This window comes from Desulfofundulus sp. JL263-se, from assembly GCF_056316025.1.
In genome coordinates this window covers 1,563,049-1,581,591 of record NZ_CM149993.1, presented here as the reverse complement: position 1 = coordinate 1,581,591, position 18,543 = coordinate 1,563,049, and the positions used below count along the sequence as shown (strand labels likewise).

The window sequence follows — 18,543 nt, the reverse complement described above, 5'->3', positions numbered from 1 at the left end:
AGCAGGGTCGACGTCCACATGCCCTTGTGGGTCGCCCTACCCCCTTAACTCCCAGTACCGACCCCCGACTGGGCGTCAGCAGCCAGCACCAGGAACTTCATCGGTGTGCCATTGACGGATTTTTAGGCCCGTCTTCAGGAAAGGATGTCTTGACTAGAATACAGCGTCACTTACCCCTCTGCATTATGATATAAAATATTATAGCATGATGTTCAATAATGTAGCAATGTTAATAATAAACACATGTCAAAAATCCCTTGATATAATGAAATAAAGCAAGTCACGCATAAACTGGGCCTTATCGCCGAAGGGCTCAAGGGTTTTTTCGGCCTGCATTGCTATATCCCTGGCCTTTTCCCGGGCTGCTGCAATGCCGTAAAGGGAGGGGTAGGTTGCTTTCATATTTTTTTGGTCGCTTCCCGTAGGCTTACCCAGCTTTTGGGCATCACCTTCCACGTCCAGGATATCGTCAATAATTTGAAAGGCCAAGCCCAGATTATCTGCATACTCGGTGAGGAGCTTAATTTCCTCTTCGGAGGCACCGGATAATATGGCTCCCGTACGTACCGCTGCCCGGTAAAGGGCGCCGGTTTTATGGGTATGAATGTACTTTAATTCTTCCGGGGTTATGGGCTTGTTTTCACACAAAATATCTACTACTTGACCACCAATGAGACCACCGGTACCACATGCGTGGGAGATCTCAGAAATCACCCGGAGTACTTTTTCCGGAGAAACCCCACACTCCTCGCTGGTTCGGGCTAAAAGCTCGAAGGCCAGGGTGAGCAGCGCATCCCCCGCCAATATGGCTACGGCTTCTCCATATACTTTATGGCTGGTGGGCTTCCCCCGGCGGTAATCGTCATTATCCATTGCCGGGAGGTCATCGTGAACCAGCGAATAAGTATGAATCAATTCAATGGCACAAGCTGCAGGCATTACCGGACCGGGGTCTTTCCCTAATATTTCTGCTGCGGAAATGGTCAATACCGGCCGCAGGCGCTTACCGCCCGCCATGATACTGTAGCGCATGGCTTCGTGAATAACAGGCGGGTATGTATCTGCGGGAGGCAGATAAGTATCCAGGGCTTTCTCTACCAGGGCGGCCTTATTTTTAAGCTGCTCGAGGAAACCCATTATTCCCTTCCCCCACAAAATAAATCATCTGTTTCTTTCAAAATCGGTTTTCCTTCAATGTCACTGAGAAGAAGCCGTATCTTTTTTTCAGCCATATCCAGCTGGCTGTTACATAATTTGGTAAGGCGTATACCTTCGGTAAAGAGCTCCAGTGCCTTTTCCAAAGGCACTTGTCCATTTTCCAATTGTCGTACTATTTCTTCCAGTTGATTTAGAGCTGTTTCGAAATTAATTTCTTTGTGGGTCATATTATTCCTCCACTTACAATTTCCCCATATTATAACATAAATAACAACAAACATTTTTAATTTTGCATAATAAAATTGAGGTGATAACTATGAAAAGTAACCACTCCGACTATTAAAAAAGTCCCTTTCCTGCCTAACAATTTGCTGATTACCGATGCCGGCTGCGCGGGGAGGGTGGGAAGTTTTGCGGTAGATTAGAAAAAGAAGGTTTTGATCGCAGCCGGTGTTATAAGTGGCTTTTAAAGGTGGATAATTATTACTCTGACCTGTCCTTAACCGATGTCTGCGGTTAAGGGCTCGCTGGGCATGTGCGCATTGGGCGTGCCGGAGCTTTAATCATTGCTTAATTGATACTGCAACTATGAAACCGCCGTCCGTACGGCCGGCTTCCACTGCTGCGGCTTCCAGTTCCTGTGCCGCCTGCTCCAGTTCGTAATTGAAGTTCGGGGGGACGAAAAGAACTGCCCGGGCCCGGGGATCCTTACCCGGCATGGCGTTTTTTAATTCTTCCAAGGTATAAAAACGGGCCCGGTTGAAAACACTTTTGCTGTCCCGGCGTGCCTTTTCCATGTAATAACGGCCCCATGCGCTGTTACGGCCGATTGCACCAACCACTAATTTGCCGCCGGGCTTTAAAACTCGATATGCTTCATTTAAAGCCTCCCGTAAATCCGGTAAAAATTCCAAAGAACTTACCGCGATAACGCTGTCAAAGCATTTATCAGGAAAAGGCAATTGCCTGGCGTCGGCAAGAAGAAATTTTACGTCCAGGTTTTCCTTTGCAGCTTTGGTGCGGGCACTGGCCAGCATCCCGGAAGAAATGTCAATGCCTGTAACCTTAAGCCCCTTCCTGGCCAGGTCCAGGGAATAATTTCCCGTACCGCAGCCTATGTCGAGCACACTCATCCCTGCCCGGGGCTGAAGGTATGAAAAAACGGCCTCTTTTTCGATTTTATCAACTATCATACCTGCCCTGGTTTGGTACCATTGATCATAGGTTGCGGCCTTGTTGTCAAATAACTGTTTCGCCAAATTAATCGCCTTCCTAAAATTAATTTTCCAGGTGCCGCTCTTTTACCTCACAGTGAAGGGATCCTTTATGTAAATATACATTAACCCGGCTGCCTTCGTATACTTGCCGGCTTTCCCTGATAATATTTCCCTCCGGAGATGTACAAAGGCTGTAACCCCGGGCCAGGGTAGCCAGTGGGCTAAGGGTTTCCAGGCGCCCGGCCAGTTCAGCCAGGCGGCTGCGGTCCCTGGTAATGATTTGGGACGTTAAATTTAATAACTGTCTTTGTAACTGGTCAACGGTTTGGCGGTGCTGGCTGCAAATGGTGTCCACAGGCCGTAACATTACGGGACTCTTCAGGCAGTACTCCATTCGCAGGCGCTGCTCTTTGAGCCTTTCAACCATAGTTCGGGTAAGGCGGGAATAAAGGTTTTGTAAATACCTGCGCGTCTCCAGGCTGTCCGGAACAGCTACTTCCGCTGCCGCTGAGGGAGTAGGGGCCCTTAAATCCGCAACCATGTCGGCAATTGTGAAGTCGGTTTCGTGCCCTACTGCAGAAATAACGGGAATGCGCGAATTAAAAATACTTCGGGCCACTGACTCGGTATTGAAAGCCCAAAGTTCTTCCAGGGAACCGCCGCCCCTTCCGATAATCATAACATCGATACCCTTTATGCTGTTAAGCAGTTGTATGGCGGAGCAAATTTCGCGGGGCGCGTCATCTCCCTGTACTTTTACCGGTGCTAAAATTATTTCGATACCGGGCCAGCGGCGGCGGATAATGTTAATCATGTCCTGTACCGCAGCTCCAACGGGTGATGTCACCAGGCCAATGCGCCCGGGAAAGGCCGGCAGGGGCTTTTTAAATTTCGGGTCAAAAAGTCCTTCTTGCTGAAGCTTTCTTTTTAGTTGCTCGAAGGCTATATAAAGGGCCCCGGCACCGCTGGGCTCAATTTCCAGGGTATAAAGTTGATACTGCCCGTCCCGCTCGTAAAGGGATACATATCCACGTACGCGGACGGACATGCCGTCTTCAAGCTGGAAGTTCAAATAACGGGCGCGGGAGCGAAACATTACGGTCCGAATGGAGCAGTATTCATCCTTCAGGGTAAAATATAAGTGGCCGGAAGCAGCCCGCTTAAGATTTGAGATTTCTCCTTCCACCCACAGGTTGGCCAGCAGGTGATCGTTTTCCAGAAGATCTTTTATGTGCCTGGTTAACTCCGTGATGGTAAGCGTCCGCATGAAAAGCCTCCCTTTCCACAAAAATAGTATAGCACAGGTGGAAACACCTGTGCTATAACTGATCATTTAATTTCCTGCTTGAAGCAGAGCACTTTGTCCTGCTTTACTTATTCCTGAGGCTGTACTTGAAGGCCTCCAGGGTATTCTTCATCAACATGGTAATGGTCATGGGGCCTACACCGCCGGGTACCGGGGTAATTAAGCTGGCCTTTTCTTTAACGGCCTCAAAGTCAACATCCCCGCAAAGCTTTGCCTTGCCTTCTGGCGTAGTGCCGATTCTGTTAACGCCCACGTCTATAACGGCAGCCCCTTCTTTAACCATGTCGGCGGTAATTGCTTTGGGCTTTCCGGCAGCCACGATTAAAATATCGGCCCTTCTGGTATGAGCGGCAAGATCCTTGGTACCGGTATGAACGACAGTAACCGTTGCATTGGCACCTTTCCCTTTTTGCAGGAGCATGTTGGCAATCGGCTTACCTACAATGTTACTTCTGCCGACCACTACAACGTCTGCCCCTTCGATTTGGGCGCCGCCCCTTATCAAAAGTTCCTGTATACCGGCAGGGGTACAGGGCTTGAATATTGCTTCGCCAATCACCAGCCTGCCCACGTTAACCGGGTGGAAGCCGTCCACGTCCTTGTCGGGGTTAATAGCGTAGAGAACTTTGTTGGCGTCTATATGTTTGGGCAGCGGTAATTGCACCAAAATACCGTGAATCGTATCGTCGTTATTATATTTATCTACTAAAGCAAGAAGTTGTTCTTCGGTAATATCTTCCGGCTGGTTGTCCTGGATGGAATTGAAGCCCAGTTCTTTGGCCGTCTTGTTTTTTGCGGTAACATAGCTGACGGAGGCAGGGTTGTTACCGACCAAAATGGTTACCAGCCCGGGTACAGCATTATACTTTTGTTTTAATTCTTCCACCTCGGCTTTAATTTCCGCCCGAATTTGCTGTGCCACTTCTTTACCGGAAATAACCTTAGCCGCCATATTGATCGATCTCCTCCTTTTTATTTTTTACTCAGGTATTCATGAATGGCATTGGCAGCCTTACGTCCTGCGCCCATGGCCAGAATAACGGTAGCTGCGCCGGTGACTACGTCTCCGCCGGCAAATACTCCTGGCTTAGAGGTGGCTCCAGTTTCCGGGTCGGCCACAATAGTACCTTTCCTGGTCAGTTCCAGGCCTTTGGTGGTGCGGGGTACCAGTGGGTTCGGCCCCTGGCCGATGGCTATAACCACCGTATCCACATCCATTGTATATTCCGAGCCTTCAATGGGAACGGGCCTGCGCCGCCCGGATTCATCCGGCTCACCCAGCTCATATTTTATGCACTTCATTCCCTTTACCCACCCGTTTTCATCAGCAAAAATTTCCACCGGGCTGGTGAGAAATGCAAACTTTACGCCTTCTTCCTCGGCATGTTCCACTTCTTCGGCCCGGGCCGGCAGTTCTTCCCTGGAACGGCGATATACAATCCAGGACTCCTCGGCTCCCAGCCGAAGTGCCGTGCGGGCAGCGTCCATGGCAACGTTACCGCCGCCGATTACTGCAGTTTTCTTGCCGACTTTGATGGGGGTATCCCACTCGGGGAACAGGTAAGCTTTCATAAGGTTGGTCCGGGTCAGAAATTCGTTGGCGGAGTAAACGCCGCAGGCATTCTCTCCCGGAATATTCATGAAGTAGGGCAATCCTGCACCGGTACCGATAAATACCGCGTCAAAACCTTCTTCAAGAAGTTCGTCAACGGTAGTGGCTTTACCCACCACGGAGTTGACTTCTATTTTAACACCTAATTTTTTAAGATTTTCCACTTCGGCCTGCACAACTCTCTTGGGCAGGCGGAACTCCGGAATACCGTACATTAAAACACCGCCCGGCACGTGCAGGGCCTCAAAAATGGTAACCTCATGTCCCTTCTTGGCCAGGTCGGCGGCACAAGTCAGGCCTGCAGGACCGGAGCCGATAACGGCAACCCTTTTACCGGTGGGAGGTTCCACCTGGGGCGGGGTAACTCCCTTTTTAAGTTCCCAGTCTGCACAAAAACGCTCCACGCGTCCGATGGCCACAGGTTCATGCTTCTTGCCCAGGGTACAGTAGCTTTCACACTGATTTTCCTGTGGGCAAACGCGCCCGCAGATGGCAGGAAGGGCGTTCTTTTCCTTGATTTTTTTAATTGCACCTTCAAAGTCTCTCTGGGCAACCAGCTGCAAAAATGCAGGAATATCTACTTCCACGGGGCAGCCCTGCCGACAGGGCTGTTTTTTGCAGTTCAGGCAGCGCTTGGCCTCGGCAACAGCGGTTTCCTCGTCGTACCCGAGGGCAACTTCATTGAAATTACGTGCGCGCTCTACGGGATCCTGGGCCGGCATGGGGTGTTTTTGGGGAATAATTTCTTTTTTGGGCTTTTTGTTTTCAGTCATTATTTGCCACCTCCACATCCACACTGGCACTTATGGCGTTCCAGGGCGCGTTGTTCCTCGGGCTTGTAAATTGCCGACCGGCGGGCAAGTTCGGCCCAGTCCACCTCGTGCCCGTCAAATTCAGGGCCGTCCACGCAAACAAATTTGGTTTTCCCGCCGACGGAAACCCGGCAGCAACCACACATGCCAGTGCCGTCCACCATAAGGGCATTCAAGCTCACGATGGTTTTAAGACCGTATTCTTTGGTTAAGTTGCACGTAGCCCTCATCATTGGCTGCGGGCCAATGGCCAGCACCAGGGCTATATTTTCCTTGCCCCTGTCTTCAATTACTTCCTTCAGGACATCGGTAACAAATCCCTTTCGCACGTAAGAGCCGTCGTCGGTGGTGACGAAAAGTTCCGAGCAGGCTTCTCTCATTTTGTCTTCCCAGAATAAAAGTTCCTTGTTCCTGGCGCCGATAATCCCGATTACATGGTTGCCGGCCTCTTTAAAGGCACGGGCAATGGGATGTACCGGGGCTACGCCAACGCCGCCACCCACGCAAACAACGGTGCCGAAGTTTTCAATGTGAGAAGGCTCACCTAAAGGGCCGACGAAATCTTTAATGCAGTCGCCTGCTTCCATGGCCCCCAATTGCATGGTGGTTTTACCCACTTCCTGGAATACAATGGTAATGGTGCCTTTATCCCGGTCGAAGTCTGCGATGGTCAGGGGAATACGCTCGCCTTCTTCGTGAATGCGCAGGATGACGAACTGTCCTGGCTGGCATTTTTTAGCGACTCTGGGCGCTTCGATAACAAGTTGTTTAATTACCGGGGAGAATATTTTTTTATCTAGAATCTTGAACATGGTATACCTTTGTCCCCTCCCTCAAAAAAAATTTTCTGACAAAAATGCTAAATTATAAGTTCGCGGTCAAGACAGGGATTCCTGCTAATCTTTTAGTAACGAACAAAATTTTAAAAAGATAAGGACCCGCTTATTCGCGGGTCTTAGCTTGGATATAAAGCTGTGGGTCCTCGGCTACTTTGCCCAGAATGCCGTTAATAAATTTGGGTGAATTCTCTCCTCCGAAAACTTTAGCTAATTCTATGGCCTCGTTAATGGAAACGCTATAAGGTATTTCTGGCATGTACAACATTTCGTACAATGACATGCGGAGCAAATTCTTATCAATATAGGCCAAACGATCGATATTCCAATCCCTGCTCAGAAGGGAAATAATATCATCAAGGGCAGGAAGTTTATTAAGTGTACCAAAAACCAGCTGTTTTGCAAAAGCACTATCTTGCTCATTAAGTTTTTTGTTTTGAACAGTTCGTTGAAAAACTTGCTCAGTGTCGCCCTTTCCTACTTCGATTTCGTACAAAATTTGCATAGCGGCTTCCCTTGCCTGTCGCCTGGCCATGTGTACCTACCTTTCACGGTTTATCCTTTTTTATTTTACCCGGGGCTTTTGAGGAGTTAATTTATCAATTTTCACTTTTACTTTTCGAAGCTGAATTCCCGTAATTTCAAAAATTTCTTCTTTAATCCTGGCCTGGACCGATTTTGACAGGGAGGGCAGGTTATTTTGAGGCAGAACGGTGGTAACTTGCACCTCAATATTGATACTCGGGGACATAGCCACAATTTTAACTTTAGCTTCCTGAACTCCTGCCATTCCGGTGGTTATTTTTTTCACCAGGGATTCAATGGCCCGCCCGGATATGCGTATTTTCCCCAGAGAACATTGCCGAATTGTGACGTACTTTCTCTTTTTTCCCGCCAATACAGAGCGGAATAATTTTAAGCCCACTGTTCGCGGCACCCTCCCTGGAAATAAAGGCGGCAAAAATTTTCATAGCTGAGCCCTGCAGGAATTAATTTTATTTTACCCGGTTTTCCTCTTCCTTAACTTCGCTGTGGAAGGCTACACCCTGAATATTTACATTTACTTCTACCACGGATAAGCCGGTCATTTCTTCAATGGCTTTTTTCACCGCTTCTTGAATGCGGGCGGCAACTTCCGGTATTCTTACTCCATAGTCGACTACTACGTATAAGTCTACGGCAGCTTCCTTTTCTCCAACTTCTACTTTGACGCCTTTGGACATGTTTTTACGTCCCAGCATTTCCGTAATTCCGCCCACCACCCCGCCGCTCATGCCGGCAACCCCGGGTACTTCCGTGGCTGCCAGCCCGGCAACAATGCGCACCACTTCGTCGGCAATGCGAATTGAACCCAGGCCGGTATTTTCCCCGTTAAGTACAATATCGTTTTGGTCCATACCTCAACCTCCTTGGATACTACTCACTAAAGTATACTAAAATACGGAAAATGATGCAATATACCGGAGTGCCGGGGAATCAAGAGACGGTACGATTACCGGGTTTTTCCGTCGATAAAATGGTAACCCGCGGGCCGTGATATCCTGGTCTCGTAAATTAGATAAAGGAAAAACTATATTAACAAAGAAAATTATTAATAAAATTACTTTTCTTGAAGGAAAGGGATGATATTGCGTGTATTTAAATAAACTTTTTGTATACGGAACCCTGCTTCCCGGGCTGGATAATTATAACCGCTTTCTTAAAGCCAGCCGGCCCAAGACATATCCGGCCAGGGCAAAAGGGATAATGTATTACCTGCCGAGAGACGGGTATCCTGTTGTGTTGGAGGGTGAAGGAGAAATAAAAGGGGTGCTGTATGAGTCCGACGACCTGGGGGTAATTTTACCGCAAATTGATGAAATTCATAAATACACCGGCGTTGAAAGTCAAAGCCACCTGATCCGGGAAATAAGGGAAATAGAAATTCTTGAAACGGGAGAAAAATGCAAGGCACATATGTATTTATGGCCTCCCTCTAAAGCCCAGTGGCTGAAAGAAAACGCTGTAATCGTTTACGGCGGTGACTGGCTGAGGTTTTTGCAGAATAAAAAGTAAAAGCTCGCTACTTGCAGCGAGCTTCTGTTTGCATTATTGGGCAAGGTCCGGGTTCTGAAAAGTCCCCTTTCTTTCTCAATCCATTGTTCTTGTGCATTTTATTTTTGAGGTATAATTATTATATTCTGCTCCGGGATGCCCGTTCCACGGGCTACCAGGTCACAGATGCGGGTTGCCTCTTCGGGGGTAACGTTTTCTGATTTTACCACTACATTGGCACTGTCTTCCTCCAGAAAAACTATGGCATCATCGAACCCCTTGGCCCTAATTAAACTCTCCAGCTCCAATTCCCGGGAAATGTTTTTGCTTATGGTCAGGATTTCCTGCTGGGCCTTATTGCGGGCTTCCTTTTCACTGGCCGGGTTATTTATTATTTCTCTGAGTAATTCCAGGCGCTGTCCCCTGGCCCGCTGGCGGTCCAGGCGGTAGTCCACAAAAAAGCTGGCACCTTTATCACCGGACAGGGCCACTTCATCGGGCATTTTTACTACGTTAGCTGTTGTTTCGGTAGTTGATTCTCCGTTTTTTTGAACAGGCTGCCTTTCCGTTTTTGATTCCGTGGCCAGGGTGGCCGCCGGGGCAGTTTCCTTTTCTTTTCCCAGGAATTTTTGAGGAGTGCCGCTCCACCCAATGGCCAGAAAAACAATTCCCAGTACGGCCAAAAAGGTAAGTACTATGTTGCGTTTGCGAATTTGTATTATTATTTTAGTCATTTAAACCCTCACTCCTTTCCATGGGTAAAACAATCACCTTGTGCGGGTTTACTCCCAGGGATACCTGAACGGCCTGGAAGAGCCGGGCCCTTACTTCCGGCCTGGAGGCACCCTGGGCCACTACCAAGACCCCAGCAATGTCCGGGGCGATTTCCTTTTCAATAACTGGCTTTTCACTGCCCTGCGGCCCCCGTACCAGCACCAGCTGTTCCGTTTGGGTAGTTTCCGTAGTTGTCCTGGTACCGCCTGACTGATCCTGTTCCCGGGTCACTTTTTCCCCGTTATCTGTATTAAAGGCGTAATGAGAATGGGTTGAGGCAGCCAGTCTAACTGATACCTTTACATCACCCACACCGTTTATACTGCCCAGCATGGTCTCCAGCTTGCGGGCCAGTTCCTCTTCTTCCCGGATCATTCCCTGGCTACCCTGCTGTATCAAATTGTTCTGCTCAGTGATCTGAGGTTCGGATATATTTTCCGGGTTTGTGTTTCCCGGGCTATAAATTAAAAGGGTGATTCCTACCAAGGCCAGTGCAACCAGAAACAACAGCTGCTTGTTGGCGCCCTTGAATTTTTCCCGCAATTCCTTCCATTTATCGTTCACTTTGCGTCCCTCCCGTCAATTTTTGTATTCTATCGATATTTCATCCGGGGACAGGTTATAAAAATCAGCTATGGAATCAGCCACTTCTCTGGCCGCCTTTTTGATTTCAGGGGAAATTTCCCTTTCTTTGCGTTCCTCTTCTTTTAAAGGGGTTTCTCCTACTTTTATGTGTACCGGTTGTATGTCGCTGCCGCCTTGAGCCGTAATCCCGTCTTCCTCTGCAGAAGGTTTAACAATGAGGGTAATTTTTTTTATTTTCCCGTAATATTTTTCACCGGCTTCTTTGCTAAGCTCCACCTCGGCATCCACTACCCCGGCCCGGGGGTTTAGCCTTGCCAGTGCCTGTATCTGCCTGGAGATTCCTTCCCGATAGTTTTCCAGGGCCAGGTCACGGCTTTTATATTCCAGCTGCTTTCCCGCCGCCATAATTTCTTCCAGCGGGGGAGCGGGGCCCTCCACCCGGGCTTTTACCCCGGGAACGTCCTGGAACCAGTTCTGCCGGAGCATCCCGCTTATGGCCTGGAGGACGGCAATAATAATCAGTAGGCCCATTACCATCTTTACATAGGGCATCATTTTGCCCCGGGGCAGGAACATTTCCAGGAAAACGGCCAATACCACAATAATAATCAGGGTTTGGACCAGATCTTTTATAATGTCCACAGAGGATGACCCCCTATCTCAACATGACCGTAAAGTTGCCCAGTGCCAGCACTATGGTGACGGCAAAGAAAAACAATAGTCCCACAGTGGCCACGGCGCCAAAAATGGTCAAAAGGCTGTTTCCCAAACTGTTCAGGCAGTCGCCCATTTGGTTGTCGCCAACGGGCTGGATGAGAGCACCGGCCAGCTTATAAATAAAAGCAAGGGATATAATTTTTAACAGGGGAACTGCCATCATGAGGCAGATTACTACCAGGCCGCCAATACCTACAGCATTTTTCAACAGCAATGATGATCCGATAACTGCTTCCACAGCGTCACTGAACATTCCGCCAACCACCGGAATAAAAGCGTCAGTGGCGAATTTGGCGGTTCTGAGGGCTACGCTGTCCCCCACCGCCCCTGCCACTCCCTGGATAGCTAGTATTCCCAGGAAGATGGTTGATAAGATCCCTAGACCTCCCATTGACCAGGTCTTCATCAAGTCGCCCAGGCGGGACACTTGAAATCTGGACGAAAGGTGGCTAACAATATCCAATACTGCAGCAAAGAAAATTAACGGAAGTATGACGTTTTTGATGACGGTCCCGATGATAGTAATGGTTGTAAATATTACCGGATGCAGAATGGCTGCCGAAGCGATTCCCCCCACTGCCACCAGGAGGGTTAACATTACCGGGAGCAATGCCTGCATAAAGGCAACCATCTTGTCCACCACTTCCCGGCCGGCCTGAACAGCCAGCCCGAACGACCCCAGGGCAATGGTGATGAGGACCAGGAAGGTAACCATATAAGTGAGCTGGCCGGTTGTTCCCTTTTCAAAGGCTGAAGTCAAGTTTTGCAGTACAGCACAAATGATAGCCAGGACGACCAGCTTCCCCAGCAGGGCCAGGTTAGCGACTACTTCCCGAAAGATATAACTCAAACAGTTATTTAATAAATCCATTGGTTTCCAGTTTACATCCCTGGAAGCAATTTTAATTACCAGTTCCTTAAAATTTAATTCCGGTACAGCCCCGGTTATTTCCGTGTTTAACTGGTCAACGAAATTTTCCACGTCGGACATGTCCAATTCTGAAAGCTGCTCGCTCCAGGTATTATCTTCTGTTCCGGCCAGGGCCAGCGTCGGAAAAAGTAACGTTATAAAAAAAAGCAGTAATAAACTTAAGAAGCGGCGCACGGGCATTCCTCCTTACGGTACAAGCTTTAACAGGGCCTGGAGTACTGCCACGACGATGGGTACGGCCAGTACCAGAACCATTATTTTGGCCGCAAATTCAATTTTGGAAGCAATGGCACCTTCCCCGGCATCCCGGCATATTTGGGCACCGAAATCAGCTATGTATGCTATTGCCACAATTTTGAGAATGGTTCCCAGGTAAATGTTGCTTATTTCTGCCCGCTCCGCCAGTTGTTTCAGAATGTCTATAACGGAGCCGATTTTCCCCAGTACCGTCAGGAAAATAACGGTACCCACGGCAATGCTAAGCAATACTGCTATTTCCGGTTTGTTCTGCCTGAGCATAATGCCCATTACCGCGGCCACTATGGCCAAGGCCACTACCTGGAGGATTTCCATGCTGCCACCTCATTTAAAAGAGTTTAAATACCGATTTAACCTGGTTGAATAGATCACCTAACAAGTCTATTACTAAAAGAAGTGCCACAGCTAAACCCAGGGTGGTTGCCCAGAAGCTAATATCTTCTTTCCCGGCTGATTTCAAGATAGTATGGGCAACGGCCAGGAGAATCCCAATTCCCACAATTTTAAAAATAAGATCCACATCCATAGATTGAAGCCTCCTTATTAATAAAAGAGAATGACCAGCAGCAATCCTGACAAAAAGCCCAGGTAATTCCAGAGTTTTACGTGAGTTTTCGCTTTCTCGGCGGCGCTGGCGGCTTCCAGTTTTAATTGTTCCATGGCCAGGTGCAGGTGCTTTGCCTGGTCTTCCCGGTCTGACATGCCGAGGTAAGTGCCGAGCTGGCGAAGTATGCTGATGTCGGCTTTATCCAGGACGGTACGGGAAGCAAATAACTCCAGGGCCCTGTCCCAGGCTTCCTTTACAGTGCAGCCGGTCATGGATAACAATTCTTTCCTGACATTACCAAAGAAGGATGATATGCTTTTTTCAGTGCGGGCTGCAACCTGTTCCATGGCTTCCGGCAGGGGAGTGGCCCCGTAAATAATTTCCGTTTCCAGTATTTGCAGGGCGGATTGGAGATTGCGGAGTTCCGCCGGGCGCAGGGCGTACTTTCGGGCTTTAGACATTCCTAATAATCCGGTACACGTAATGATTATTATCGCGCCAAGGAGTTTAATCATTTTTTCCCTCCCAGGGCTTGCATGGTTCTGCCGTCTACGATCTCTTCCACCGTTCCCACCCCCCTGGAGCGGCCGAGTATTATGAACCTTTCTATTACTTTCAGACCCAGCAAGTACTTAAGGGCCGGCCGCCTGGCTATTTCTTCCAGAGAGGAGCCGTGAACGGTGGTAAGTACGGTTACGCCGGCATTGATGACTTCCTCCAGGGCCCGTATGTCTTCCTGTTTTCCTATTTCATCAGTGGCCAGTACCTGGGGGGCCATGGCCCGCAGAAGCATCATCATTCCTTCCGCCTTGGGACAGCCGTCCAGGACGTCAGTTTTCAGTCCCACGTCCCTCTGGGGAATACCCCGGTAACAGCCGGCCAATTCCGAGCGCTCGTCTACCAATCCCACGGTAACCCCGGGAAAATTTAATTCCGGCACTCCATTGCTCAACAAACGTACCATGTCCCGGAGTAAGGTGGTTTTTCCGCATCTGGGAGGGGAAAGAATGAGAGTATGTCTTACTTTTGCACACCCGTCCAGTATGTGAGGCAGTATATTTTGGGCAATCCCCCTTACTTCCCGGGATATTCTGATATTGAATCCGGAAATATACTTAATGGTTTTTACCTTTCCGGCTTCCACCACCACCTTGCCGGTTATGCCCACCCGGTGCCCGCCGGGTAAGGTGACATAACCGTTTTTAAGTTCCTCTTCAAGGGCATATAAAGATGAATTGCTTACCATTCTGGTGACCCTCTTGATGTCATCTTCCGTTACCAGGTAGGCCCTTAGCGGGTTATCGGTGGGTTCGCCACTGGGACCCAGGTAGCTGTCTCCGGAAGTGAGGCCCAGGACCAGGGGCCGGTTTTGGCGAAGGCGAATTTCTTCTAATTTATCCATTACTACCACGGGCAGGCGTGCCATCATGCTTCGAAGGTTATCCGGCAGTACGGAAAACACTTGCCGGTAGGGTATATTTTCGGGGATGTAAACACTCAATGTTTGTCCCTCCTCCGTGTTAATAAATATGGTTGGAATTGCCAAATTATGAATGGAAAATTATCTTTGAAAATAAAAAAAGAGAGCCAGGTTTTGCCTGGCTCTTATTGATACTTAACCCCACCCCTGTTACAAATATCTTACTGTTACAACTCGTAAGGCCAGCCCTGAAGCCCCGCCTCCAGGTATTTTACATCTTTGAAACCGGCGCCCTTCAGGATGCGCAGTGCCTCGTAGCTACGGGTTCCTAAGGCGCAGATAACCACTATTTCCTTGTCCCTGGGAATTTCATCAATTCGTTCCCTCAGATCACCCAAAACTACCAGCATTACCCGGTCATCCCTAAGATGTCTTGCCTTAAATTGTTCCTCGGTACGAACGTCCAGGATGACAAAATCATCGTCGGTTTCCATCTTTTGCTTCAATTCTTCTGCACTTATACACTGGGCTAGGCCGCACATCTTATTACGGGCAATATTGGCGGTGTGCTGGGCGACGTCAATGGGGGTGGAAAAGGGCGGTGCATAGCCCAGGTCCAGGTTAGCAATATCCTCCATTGTGGCACCAAAGGTAATGGCGGTAGCCAAAACGTCGATTCTTTTAACCACGTCCCCGGTGCCCTGGCCCTGGGCCCCGAGGAGACGCCCGGTTTTCTCGTCAATAATATATTTCATCATCATCATCCCGTGATCCGGGTGATAGTGGGTACGGTCGAAGGTATTATTGAGGGCGGTGATAACGGAATAGCCAAGTTCCCTGGCCTGTTTTTCACCCAGGCCGGTACGCCCTGTGTTATAGCCCATTACCTGTAAAACAGTCGTGCCCAGAATTCCCTTGAAAGTGCTGTTTCCGCCGGTAACGTTATCGCCCACTACACGGCCCTGGCGGTTAGCCGTTGAAGCCAGGGGAATATAAACTTTTTCACCGGTAATAAGATGGGTATTTTCGATGCAATCGCCAAGGGCATATATATCAGGGTCACTGGTTTGTAAGTATTCATTAACGGCAATGGCACCGGTTTTACCCAGTTTTAGGCCGGCCTGCTTGGCCAGTTCTACATTCGGCCTTACACCCACGGCAATGATTACCATTTGCCCGTCTAACTTTTCCTTATCGGTTACCACGCCGGTGACATTACCTTCTTCGTCCCCTTCTATGCGCAGTACCTTTTGACCGAGTTTAAATTCCACCCCTGCATCTTCCAGTTTTCTGCGCAGCCAGGCGGCCATGTCCGGGTCAAGCAGGCCGGGTAATACCTGGTCCTGTAGTTCTACCACCGTTGTAAAAAGGTGTAACTTGGAAAGGGCGTCTGCCGCTTCCAGCCCGATGAGGCCGGCGCCCACAATGATAACTTCGTCTACCTCATTTTCTTCCAGTGATTTTTTAATAGCCTGTGCATCATCAGGGTGATTCAGGCGGTGTACTCCTTTTAAATTCAATCCCTCAATAGGAGGTGTCACGGGAGAAGCCCCCGTCGCCAATACCAGTTTGTCATAGGGTAAAGTGTACTGTTCCCCGGTTTCCAGGTTTTCTACCAGTACTTCCTTTTTCTCCCGGTCAATGGCCTTGGCCTCGGTACGGGTTAACATTTTACAGCCTTTTTCCCGCCAGAAATAATTAGCGTCACGGATTACCCCATATGTTGTTTCAAATAAATGTTCAAACTTTGAAACTTCTCCCGACAGGTAAAATGGCATGCCGCAACCGGCATAAGATACCAAATTGCCGCGCTCCACTATGGTAATTTCCGCATCCGGTGCAAGCCTGCGGGCACGGGCAGCGGCCTTCGGACCCGCTGCTACGCCCCCGATTATAAGTATCTTTTGAGCACCCAACTGTTTTCCCTGCCTTTCCTAAAAAATTATGATAATAACAATCTTGCCAGCAGGCCTGTTCTTTAAACCGCTCTTGCCGTCGCCAATTACTTAGTTATTACCTGGTATAACCTGGCCTTATTGTATATTGCAATATTACGAAAAGTCAAGGGCAGAAAAAATAACGACTCCCCTCTTGGAGGAGTCGCTCGCAAAACCAAAAATTAAATTTAAATTAGACGTTATTCTCTGCACCTGACTTAAATTCCAGTTGCTCAGGCTCGTCGGCGGACTGGTAACCTTCATCGTTGACAAATACCACTTCATCACAATTGGGACAGGTAACTTCTACAACATCATCATCTTCCAGTATTCCTGCTTCGAAACAAACGGTTTCGCCGCAATTGGGACATTCAACTTCTAGATAGTCTTCAGGGTTCATTTCCTGGAATGTTCCGTCATATACGGTATCTTCCAACTGATAGAGGTCTTCATCAATGCTTTCCAGGTAGTCCTCCATTTGTTCTTGGGCTTCTTCCAACCTGTCAAAGGAATTGGCAAAGTCCTCTAAAACATCGATAATGCCGGCTAAGAGTTTACCTTCATTTGTATTTCCGTCCAAATTCATTCCCCTGGACAATCCCTGGAGATAGGCTACACGAGCCTTTAGGTTCTGCACTGGTTGTACCCCCTTTAAAATTAATACCGAATCACGGTACTGATGTTTCTAGTATCTCTCCATCAGGGGGTTTTTAAACATTTATTTCCTAAACCAATTTATACTCTCTTAATATAATGCCCTGTACGGGTATCTATTTGTAAAATATCTCCTTCTTCGATGAAGAAGGGTACCTGAACCACATAGCCCGTTTCCAGGGTGGCAGGTTTTGTACCGCCGGAGGCCGTATCTCCCTTGATCCCCGGCGGGGTTTCCACAACCTTCAATTCCACGAAGTTGGGAAGTTCTACACCTATGGATTTTCCCTGGAACATGAGAATCTTGATATTCATGTTTTCCTTAAGATAGTTTACCGCATCACCCAGCTGGTCTGCTTCCATGGAAAACTGGTCAAAAGTTTCCATGTCCATAAAGTGATAGCTCTGCCCGTCATTATAAAGATATTGTACCTCACGCCTCTCAAGATGCGCCCTGGGGATTTTTTCACCGGCGTTAAAGGTTTTGTCGATTACTGCCCCCGTACGCAAATTGCGCAGCTTCGACCGGACAAAAGCCGATCCTTTACCTGGCTTTACATGTTGAAAGTCAATTACCTGATAAATTTCCCCGTCAAGTTCTATTGTCAGGCCGGTACGGAAATCATTTGTTGAGATCAAGGTTTCTGCCTCCTTGCTTTATGTAAACTTTTTTCTTAGATACAAATTAATTTATCTTTGGGAGAGTTGCAGAGTATCCTGCAAGTATCTTCTTCCACTACTACAGTATCTTCTATGCGAACTCCACCCCACTGGGGAAGGTATATACCCGGCTCTACGGTGACTACCATACCGGGTTCCAAAATGGTATCATCTTTTTTGGCAAGGCGGGGACTTTCATGTACTTCCAATCCAACCCCGTGCCCCGTACTGTGACCGAAGCAGGGTCCGAAGCCGTATTCTTCAATTACCGCCCGGGACGCCCAGTCAACTTCACTGGCCTTAACTCCGGCCCTAACGGCTGCCAGGCCGGCGAGTTGTGCCTTAAGCACAATATTATAGATTTCTTCCTGGCGCTTGTTGGACCGCCCTATCACCACGGTTCTGGTCATGTCCGAGGCGTAACCATTGTAAGTGACCCCAAAGTCTATGGTAACCAGATCTCCTTCCTGGATAACACGGTCGGATGCAGTACCATGGGGAAGCGCCGACCGGGGCCCGGAAGCAACAATAAAGGGAAATGCTTTTTCTTCGGCGCCTTCCCGGCGGGCAAAAATTTCAAGCTCGAGGGAAATTTCCCTTTCCGTCAGGCCGGGCTTTAGTTTTTCCATTATGTACGTAAAGGCGCGGTCAAGTATGTGTACGGATTTTTCAATGGCAGCAATTTCATTCGCATCTTTTATGGCACGAAGCTTTTGTATTATTTTGGTCGTGGGAACCAGGTTAGTTGCCGGCAATTTTTCTTGCAGTGAAGTGAACTGGTGGTATGTAAGGTGATCAGCCTCAAAGCCTAACTTGCGAATGCCCGTTTCGAATAATAACCGGGCCAGGGTTGAATAAAGTTCTTCTTTTACTTCAATAATTTCGAAGTGGGGACATTGTTCCCTGGCCTGCTCTATATAGCGGAAGTCGGTAAGCAAGTAAGCGTTTTGGCGGCTAATCACCAGGGCTGCCGATGTACCGGTGAACCCGCTGAGGTAGGTGCAGTTCCGCGGGTGACTAACCATTAAGGCCTCTATTTCGTGCCGGGGAAGCTGTTCCCTTAGTTTTTGGAGCCGGTTGTTCAT

Annotated in this window: 23 protein-coding genes; 1 reads left to right on the top strand and 22 read right to left on the bottom strand. The window is 48.6% G+C overall.

What is annotated here, in order from left to right; translation table 11 throughout:
* Nucleotides 1-246: 246 nt before the first annotated feature.
* The 10 genes from ACX4JR_RS08010 to ACX4JR_RS07965 form a co-directional block, all read right to left on the bottom strand.
* Complete coding sequence (locus ACX4JR_RS08010; protein WP_476057564.1) at nt 247-1,137, bottom strand: polyprenyl synthetase family protein; 891 nt, start codon at nt 1,135-1,137, stop codon at nt 247-249.
* A complete protein-coding gene (gene xseB / locus ACX4JR_RS08005; protein WP_476057563.1) occupies nt 1,137-1,385 on the bottom strand; it encodes an exodeoxyribonuclease VII small subunit in 249 nt (82 codons plus the stop codon). The genes ACX4JR_RS08010 and xseB overlap by 1 nt, the downstream gene beginning before the upstream one ends.
* A 336-nt stretch (nt 1,386-1,721) precedes the next feature.
* Nucleotides 1,722-2,417, bottom strand: a complete 696-nt coding sequence (locus ACX4JR_RS08000; RefSeq protein WP_476057562.1) for a class I SAM-dependent methyltransferase — start codon at nt 2,415-2,417, stop codon at nt 1,722-1,724.
* A gap of 19 nt (nt 2,418-2,436) precedes the next feature.
* Nucleotides 2,437-3,642, bottom strand: a complete 1,206-nt coding sequence (gene xseA / locus ACX4JR_RS07995) for an exodeoxyribonuclease VII large subunit (protein WP_476057561.1) — start codon at nt 3,640-3,642, stop codon at nt 2,437-2,439.
* Between the two features lie 103 nt (nt 3,643-3,745).
* Entirely contained in the window at nt 3,746-4,633 is an 888-nt protein-coding gene (gene folD, locus ACX4JR_RS07990; protein ID WP_476057560.1) for a bifunctional methylenetetrahydrofolate dehydrogenase/methenyltetrahydrofolate cyclohydrolase FolD, read from the bottom strand.
* Nucleotides 4,634-4,653: 20 nt separating this feature from the next.
* Nucleotides 4,654-6,066: an NADPH-dependent glutamate synthase gene (gene gltA, locus ACX4JR_RS07985; protein ID WP_476057559.1), complete on the bottom strand. Its 1,413-nt coding sequence runs from the start codon at nt 6,064-6,066 to the stop codon at nt 4,654-4,656.
* Nucleotides 6,066-6,917 carry a sulfide/dihydroorotate dehydrogenase-like FAD/NAD-binding protein gene (locus tag ACX4JR_RS07980; protein ID WP_476057558.1) on the bottom strand — a complete coding sequence of 284 codons (852 nt, stop codon included), beginning with the start codon at nt 6,915-6,917 and terminating at the stop codon, nt 6,066-6,068. Before ACX4JR_RS07980 ends, gltA begins: the two co-directional genes overlap by 1 nt.
* Nucleotides 6,918-7,047: 130 nt before the next feature.
* Nucleotides 7,048-7,476 (bottom strand): transcription antitermination factor NusB, encoded by a 429-nt coding sequence (nusB, locus tag ACX4JR_RS07975; protein WP_476057557.1) that lies wholly within the window; start codon nt 7,474-7,476, stop codon nt 7,048-7,050.
* A gap of 30 nt (nt 7,477-7,506) precedes the next feature.
* The gene (gene amaP, locus ACX4JR_RS07970) at nt 7,507-7,866 is read right to left on the bottom strand and encodes an alkaline shock response membrane anchor protein AmaP (protein WP_476057556.1); all 360 of its coding nucleotides are present in this window, start codon (nt 7,864-7,866) and stop codon (nt 7,507-7,509) included.
* Nucleotides 7,867-7,936: 70 nt separating this feature from the next.
* On the bottom strand, nt 7,937-8,338 hold the full coding sequence (locus ACX4JR_RS07965; RefSeq protein ID WP_476057555.1) for an Asp23/Gls24 family envelope stress response protein: 402 nt from the start codon (nt 8,336-8,338) through the stop codon (nt 7,937-7,939).
* Between the two features lie 235 nt (nt 8,339-8,573).
* Here ACX4JR_RS07965 and ACX4JR_RS07960 point away from each other — a divergent pair, with 235 nt between their 5' ends.
* Entirely contained in the window at nt 8,574-8,996 is a 423-nt protein-coding gene (locus ACX4JR_RS07960; RefSeq protein WP_476057554.1) for a gamma-glutamylcyclotransferase family protein, read from the top strand.
* Nucleotides 8,997-9,094: 98 nt separating this feature from the next.
* On the opposite strand, the gene ACX4JR_RS07955 is transcribed toward ACX4JR_RS07960, so the two are convergent.
* From ACX4JR_RS07955 to ACX4JR_RS07900, 12 genes are all read right to left on the bottom strand, one after another.
* Entirely contained in the window at nt 9,095-9,709 is a 615-nt protein-coding gene (locus ACX4JR_RS07955; RefSeq protein WP_476057553.1) for a SpoIIIAH-like family protein, read from the bottom strand.
* Nucleotides 9,702-10,313, bottom strand: coding sequence for a hypothetical protein (locus ACX4JR_RS07950; protein WP_476057552.1), 612 nt, complete (start codon nt 10,311-10,313; stop codon nt 9,702-9,704). The genes ACX4JR_RS07955 and ACX4JR_RS07950 overlap by 8 nt, the downstream gene beginning before the upstream one ends.
* A gap of 15 nt (nt 10,314-10,328) precedes the next feature.
* A complete protein-coding gene (gene spoIIIAF / locus ACX4JR_RS07945; RefSeq protein ID WP_476057551.1) occupies nt 10,329-10,976 on the bottom strand; it encodes a stage III sporulation protein AF in 648 nt (215 codons plus the stop codon).
* A 13-nt stretch (nt 10,977-10,989) separates the two neighbouring features.
* A complete protein-coding gene (gene spoIIIAE, locus ACX4JR_RS07940) occupies nt 10,990-12,162 on the bottom strand; it encodes a stage III sporulation protein AE (protein WP_476057550.1) in 1,173 nt (390 codons plus the stop codon).
* A 6-nt stretch (nt 12,163-12,168) separates the two neighbouring features.
* Nucleotides 12,169-12,555 (bottom strand): stage III sporulation protein AD, encoded by a 387-nt coding sequence (spoIIIAD, locus tag ACX4JR_RS07935; protein ID WP_476057549.1) that lies wholly within the window; start codon nt 12,553-12,555, stop codon nt 12,169-12,171.
* Between the two features lie 13 nt (nt 12,556-12,568).
* Nucleotides 12,569-12,766, bottom strand: coding sequence for a stage III sporulation protein AC (gene spoIIIAC / locus ACX4JR_RS07930; protein ID WP_476057548.1), 198 nt, complete (start codon nt 12,764-12,766; stop codon nt 12,569-12,571).
* Nucleotides 12,767-12,783: 17 nt separating this feature from the next.
* A complete protein-coding gene (spoIIIAB, locus tag ACX4JR_RS07925; RefSeq protein WP_476057547.1) occupies nt 12,784-13,302 on the bottom strand; it encodes a stage III sporulation protein SpoIIIAB in 519 nt (172 codons plus the stop codon).
* The gene (spoIIIAA, locus tag ACX4JR_RS07920; protein WP_476057546.1) at nt 13,299-14,288 is read right to left on the bottom strand and encodes a stage III sporulation protein AA; all 990 of its coding nucleotides are present in this window, start codon (nt 14,286-14,288) and stop codon (nt 13,299-13,301) included. Before spoIIIAA ends, spoIIIAB begins: the two co-directional genes overlap by 4 nt.
* Before the next feature lie 146 nt (nt 14,289-14,434).
* Nucleotides 14,435-16,123: an FAD-dependent oxidoreductase gene (locus ACX4JR_RS07915; RefSeq protein ID WP_476057545.1), complete on the bottom strand. Its 1,689-nt coding sequence runs from the start codon at nt 16,121-16,123 to the stop codon at nt 14,435-14,437.
* 214 nt (nt 16,124-16,337) lie between these two features.
* On the bottom strand, nt 16,338-16,781 hold the full coding sequence (locus tag ACX4JR_RS07910; protein ID WP_476057544.1) for a CD1247 N-terminal domain-containing protein: 444 nt from the start codon (nt 16,779-16,781) through the stop codon (nt 16,338-16,340).
* A 98-nt stretch (nt 16,782-16,879) separates the two neighbouring features.
* The gene (efp, locus tag ACX4JR_RS07905) at nt 16,880-17,437 is read right to left on the bottom strand and encodes an elongation factor P (RefSeq protein WP_476057543.1); all 558 of its coding nucleotides are present in this window, start codon (nt 17,435-17,437) and stop codon (nt 16,880-16,882) included.
* 35 nt (nt 17,438-17,472) lie between these two features.
* Nucleotides 17,473-18,543, bottom strand: coding sequence for a M24 family metallopeptidase (locus tag ACX4JR_RS07900; protein WP_476057542.1), 1,071 nt, complete (start codon nt 18,541-18,543; stop codon nt 17,473-17,475).

Bases quoted from the DNA above. Each gene is read 5' to 3' on its own strand.
- ACX4JR_RS08010 (WP_476057564.1), bottom strand. From the start codon at position 1,137: ATGGGTTTCCTCGAGCAGCTTAAAAATAAGGCCGCCCTGGTAGAGAAA.
- xseB (WP_476057563.1), bottom strand. From the start codon at position 1,385: ATGACCCACAAAGAAATTAATTTCGAAACAGCTCTAAATCAACTGGAA.
- xseA (WP_476057561.1), bottom strand. From the start codon at position 3,642: ATGCGGACGCTTACCATCACGGAGTTAACCAGGCACATAAAAGATCTT.
- folD (WP_476057560.1), bottom strand. From the start codon at position 4,633: ATGGCGGCTAAGGTTATTTCCGGTAAAGAAGTGGCACAGCAAATTCGG.
- gltA (WP_476057559.1), bottom strand. From the start codon at position 6,066: ATGACTGAAAACAAAAAGCCCAAAAAAGAAATTATTCCCCAAAAACAC.
- ACX4JR_RS07980 (WP_476057558.1), bottom strand. From the start codon at position 6,917: ATGTTCAAGATTCTAGATAAAAAAATATTCTCCCCGGTAATTAAACAA.
- nusB (WP_476057557.1), bottom strand. From the start codon at position 7,476: ATGGCCAGGCGACAGGCAAGGGAAGCCGCTATGCAAATTTTGTACGAA.
- ACX4JR_RS07965 (WP_476057555.1), bottom strand. From the start codon at position 8,338: ATGGACCAAAACGATATTGTACTTAACGGGGAAAATACCGGCCTGGGT.
- ACX4JR_RS07955 (WP_476057553.1), bottom strand. From the start codon at position 9,709: ATGACTAAAATAATAATACAAATTCGCAAACGCAACATAGTACTTACC.
- spoIIIAE (WP_476057550.1), bottom strand. From the start codon at position 12,162: ATGCCCGTGCGCCGCTTCTTAAGTTTATTACTGCTTTTTTTTATAACG.
- spoIIIAD (WP_476057549.1), bottom strand. From the start codon at position 12,555: ATGGAAATCCTCCAGGTAGTGGCCTTGGCCATAGTGGCCGCGGTAATG.
- spoIIIAC (WP_476057548.1), bottom strand. From the start codon at position 12,766: ATGGATGTGGATCTTATTTTTAAAATTGTGGGAATTGGGATTCTCCTG.
- spoIIIAB (WP_476057547.1), bottom strand. From the start codon at position 13,302: ATGATTAAACTCCTTGGCGCGATAATAATCATTACGTGTACCGGATTA.
- ACX4JR_RS07900 (WP_476057542.1), bottom strand. From the start codon at position 18,543: ATGAACAACCGGCTCCAAAAACTAAGGGAACAGCTTCCCCGGCACGAA.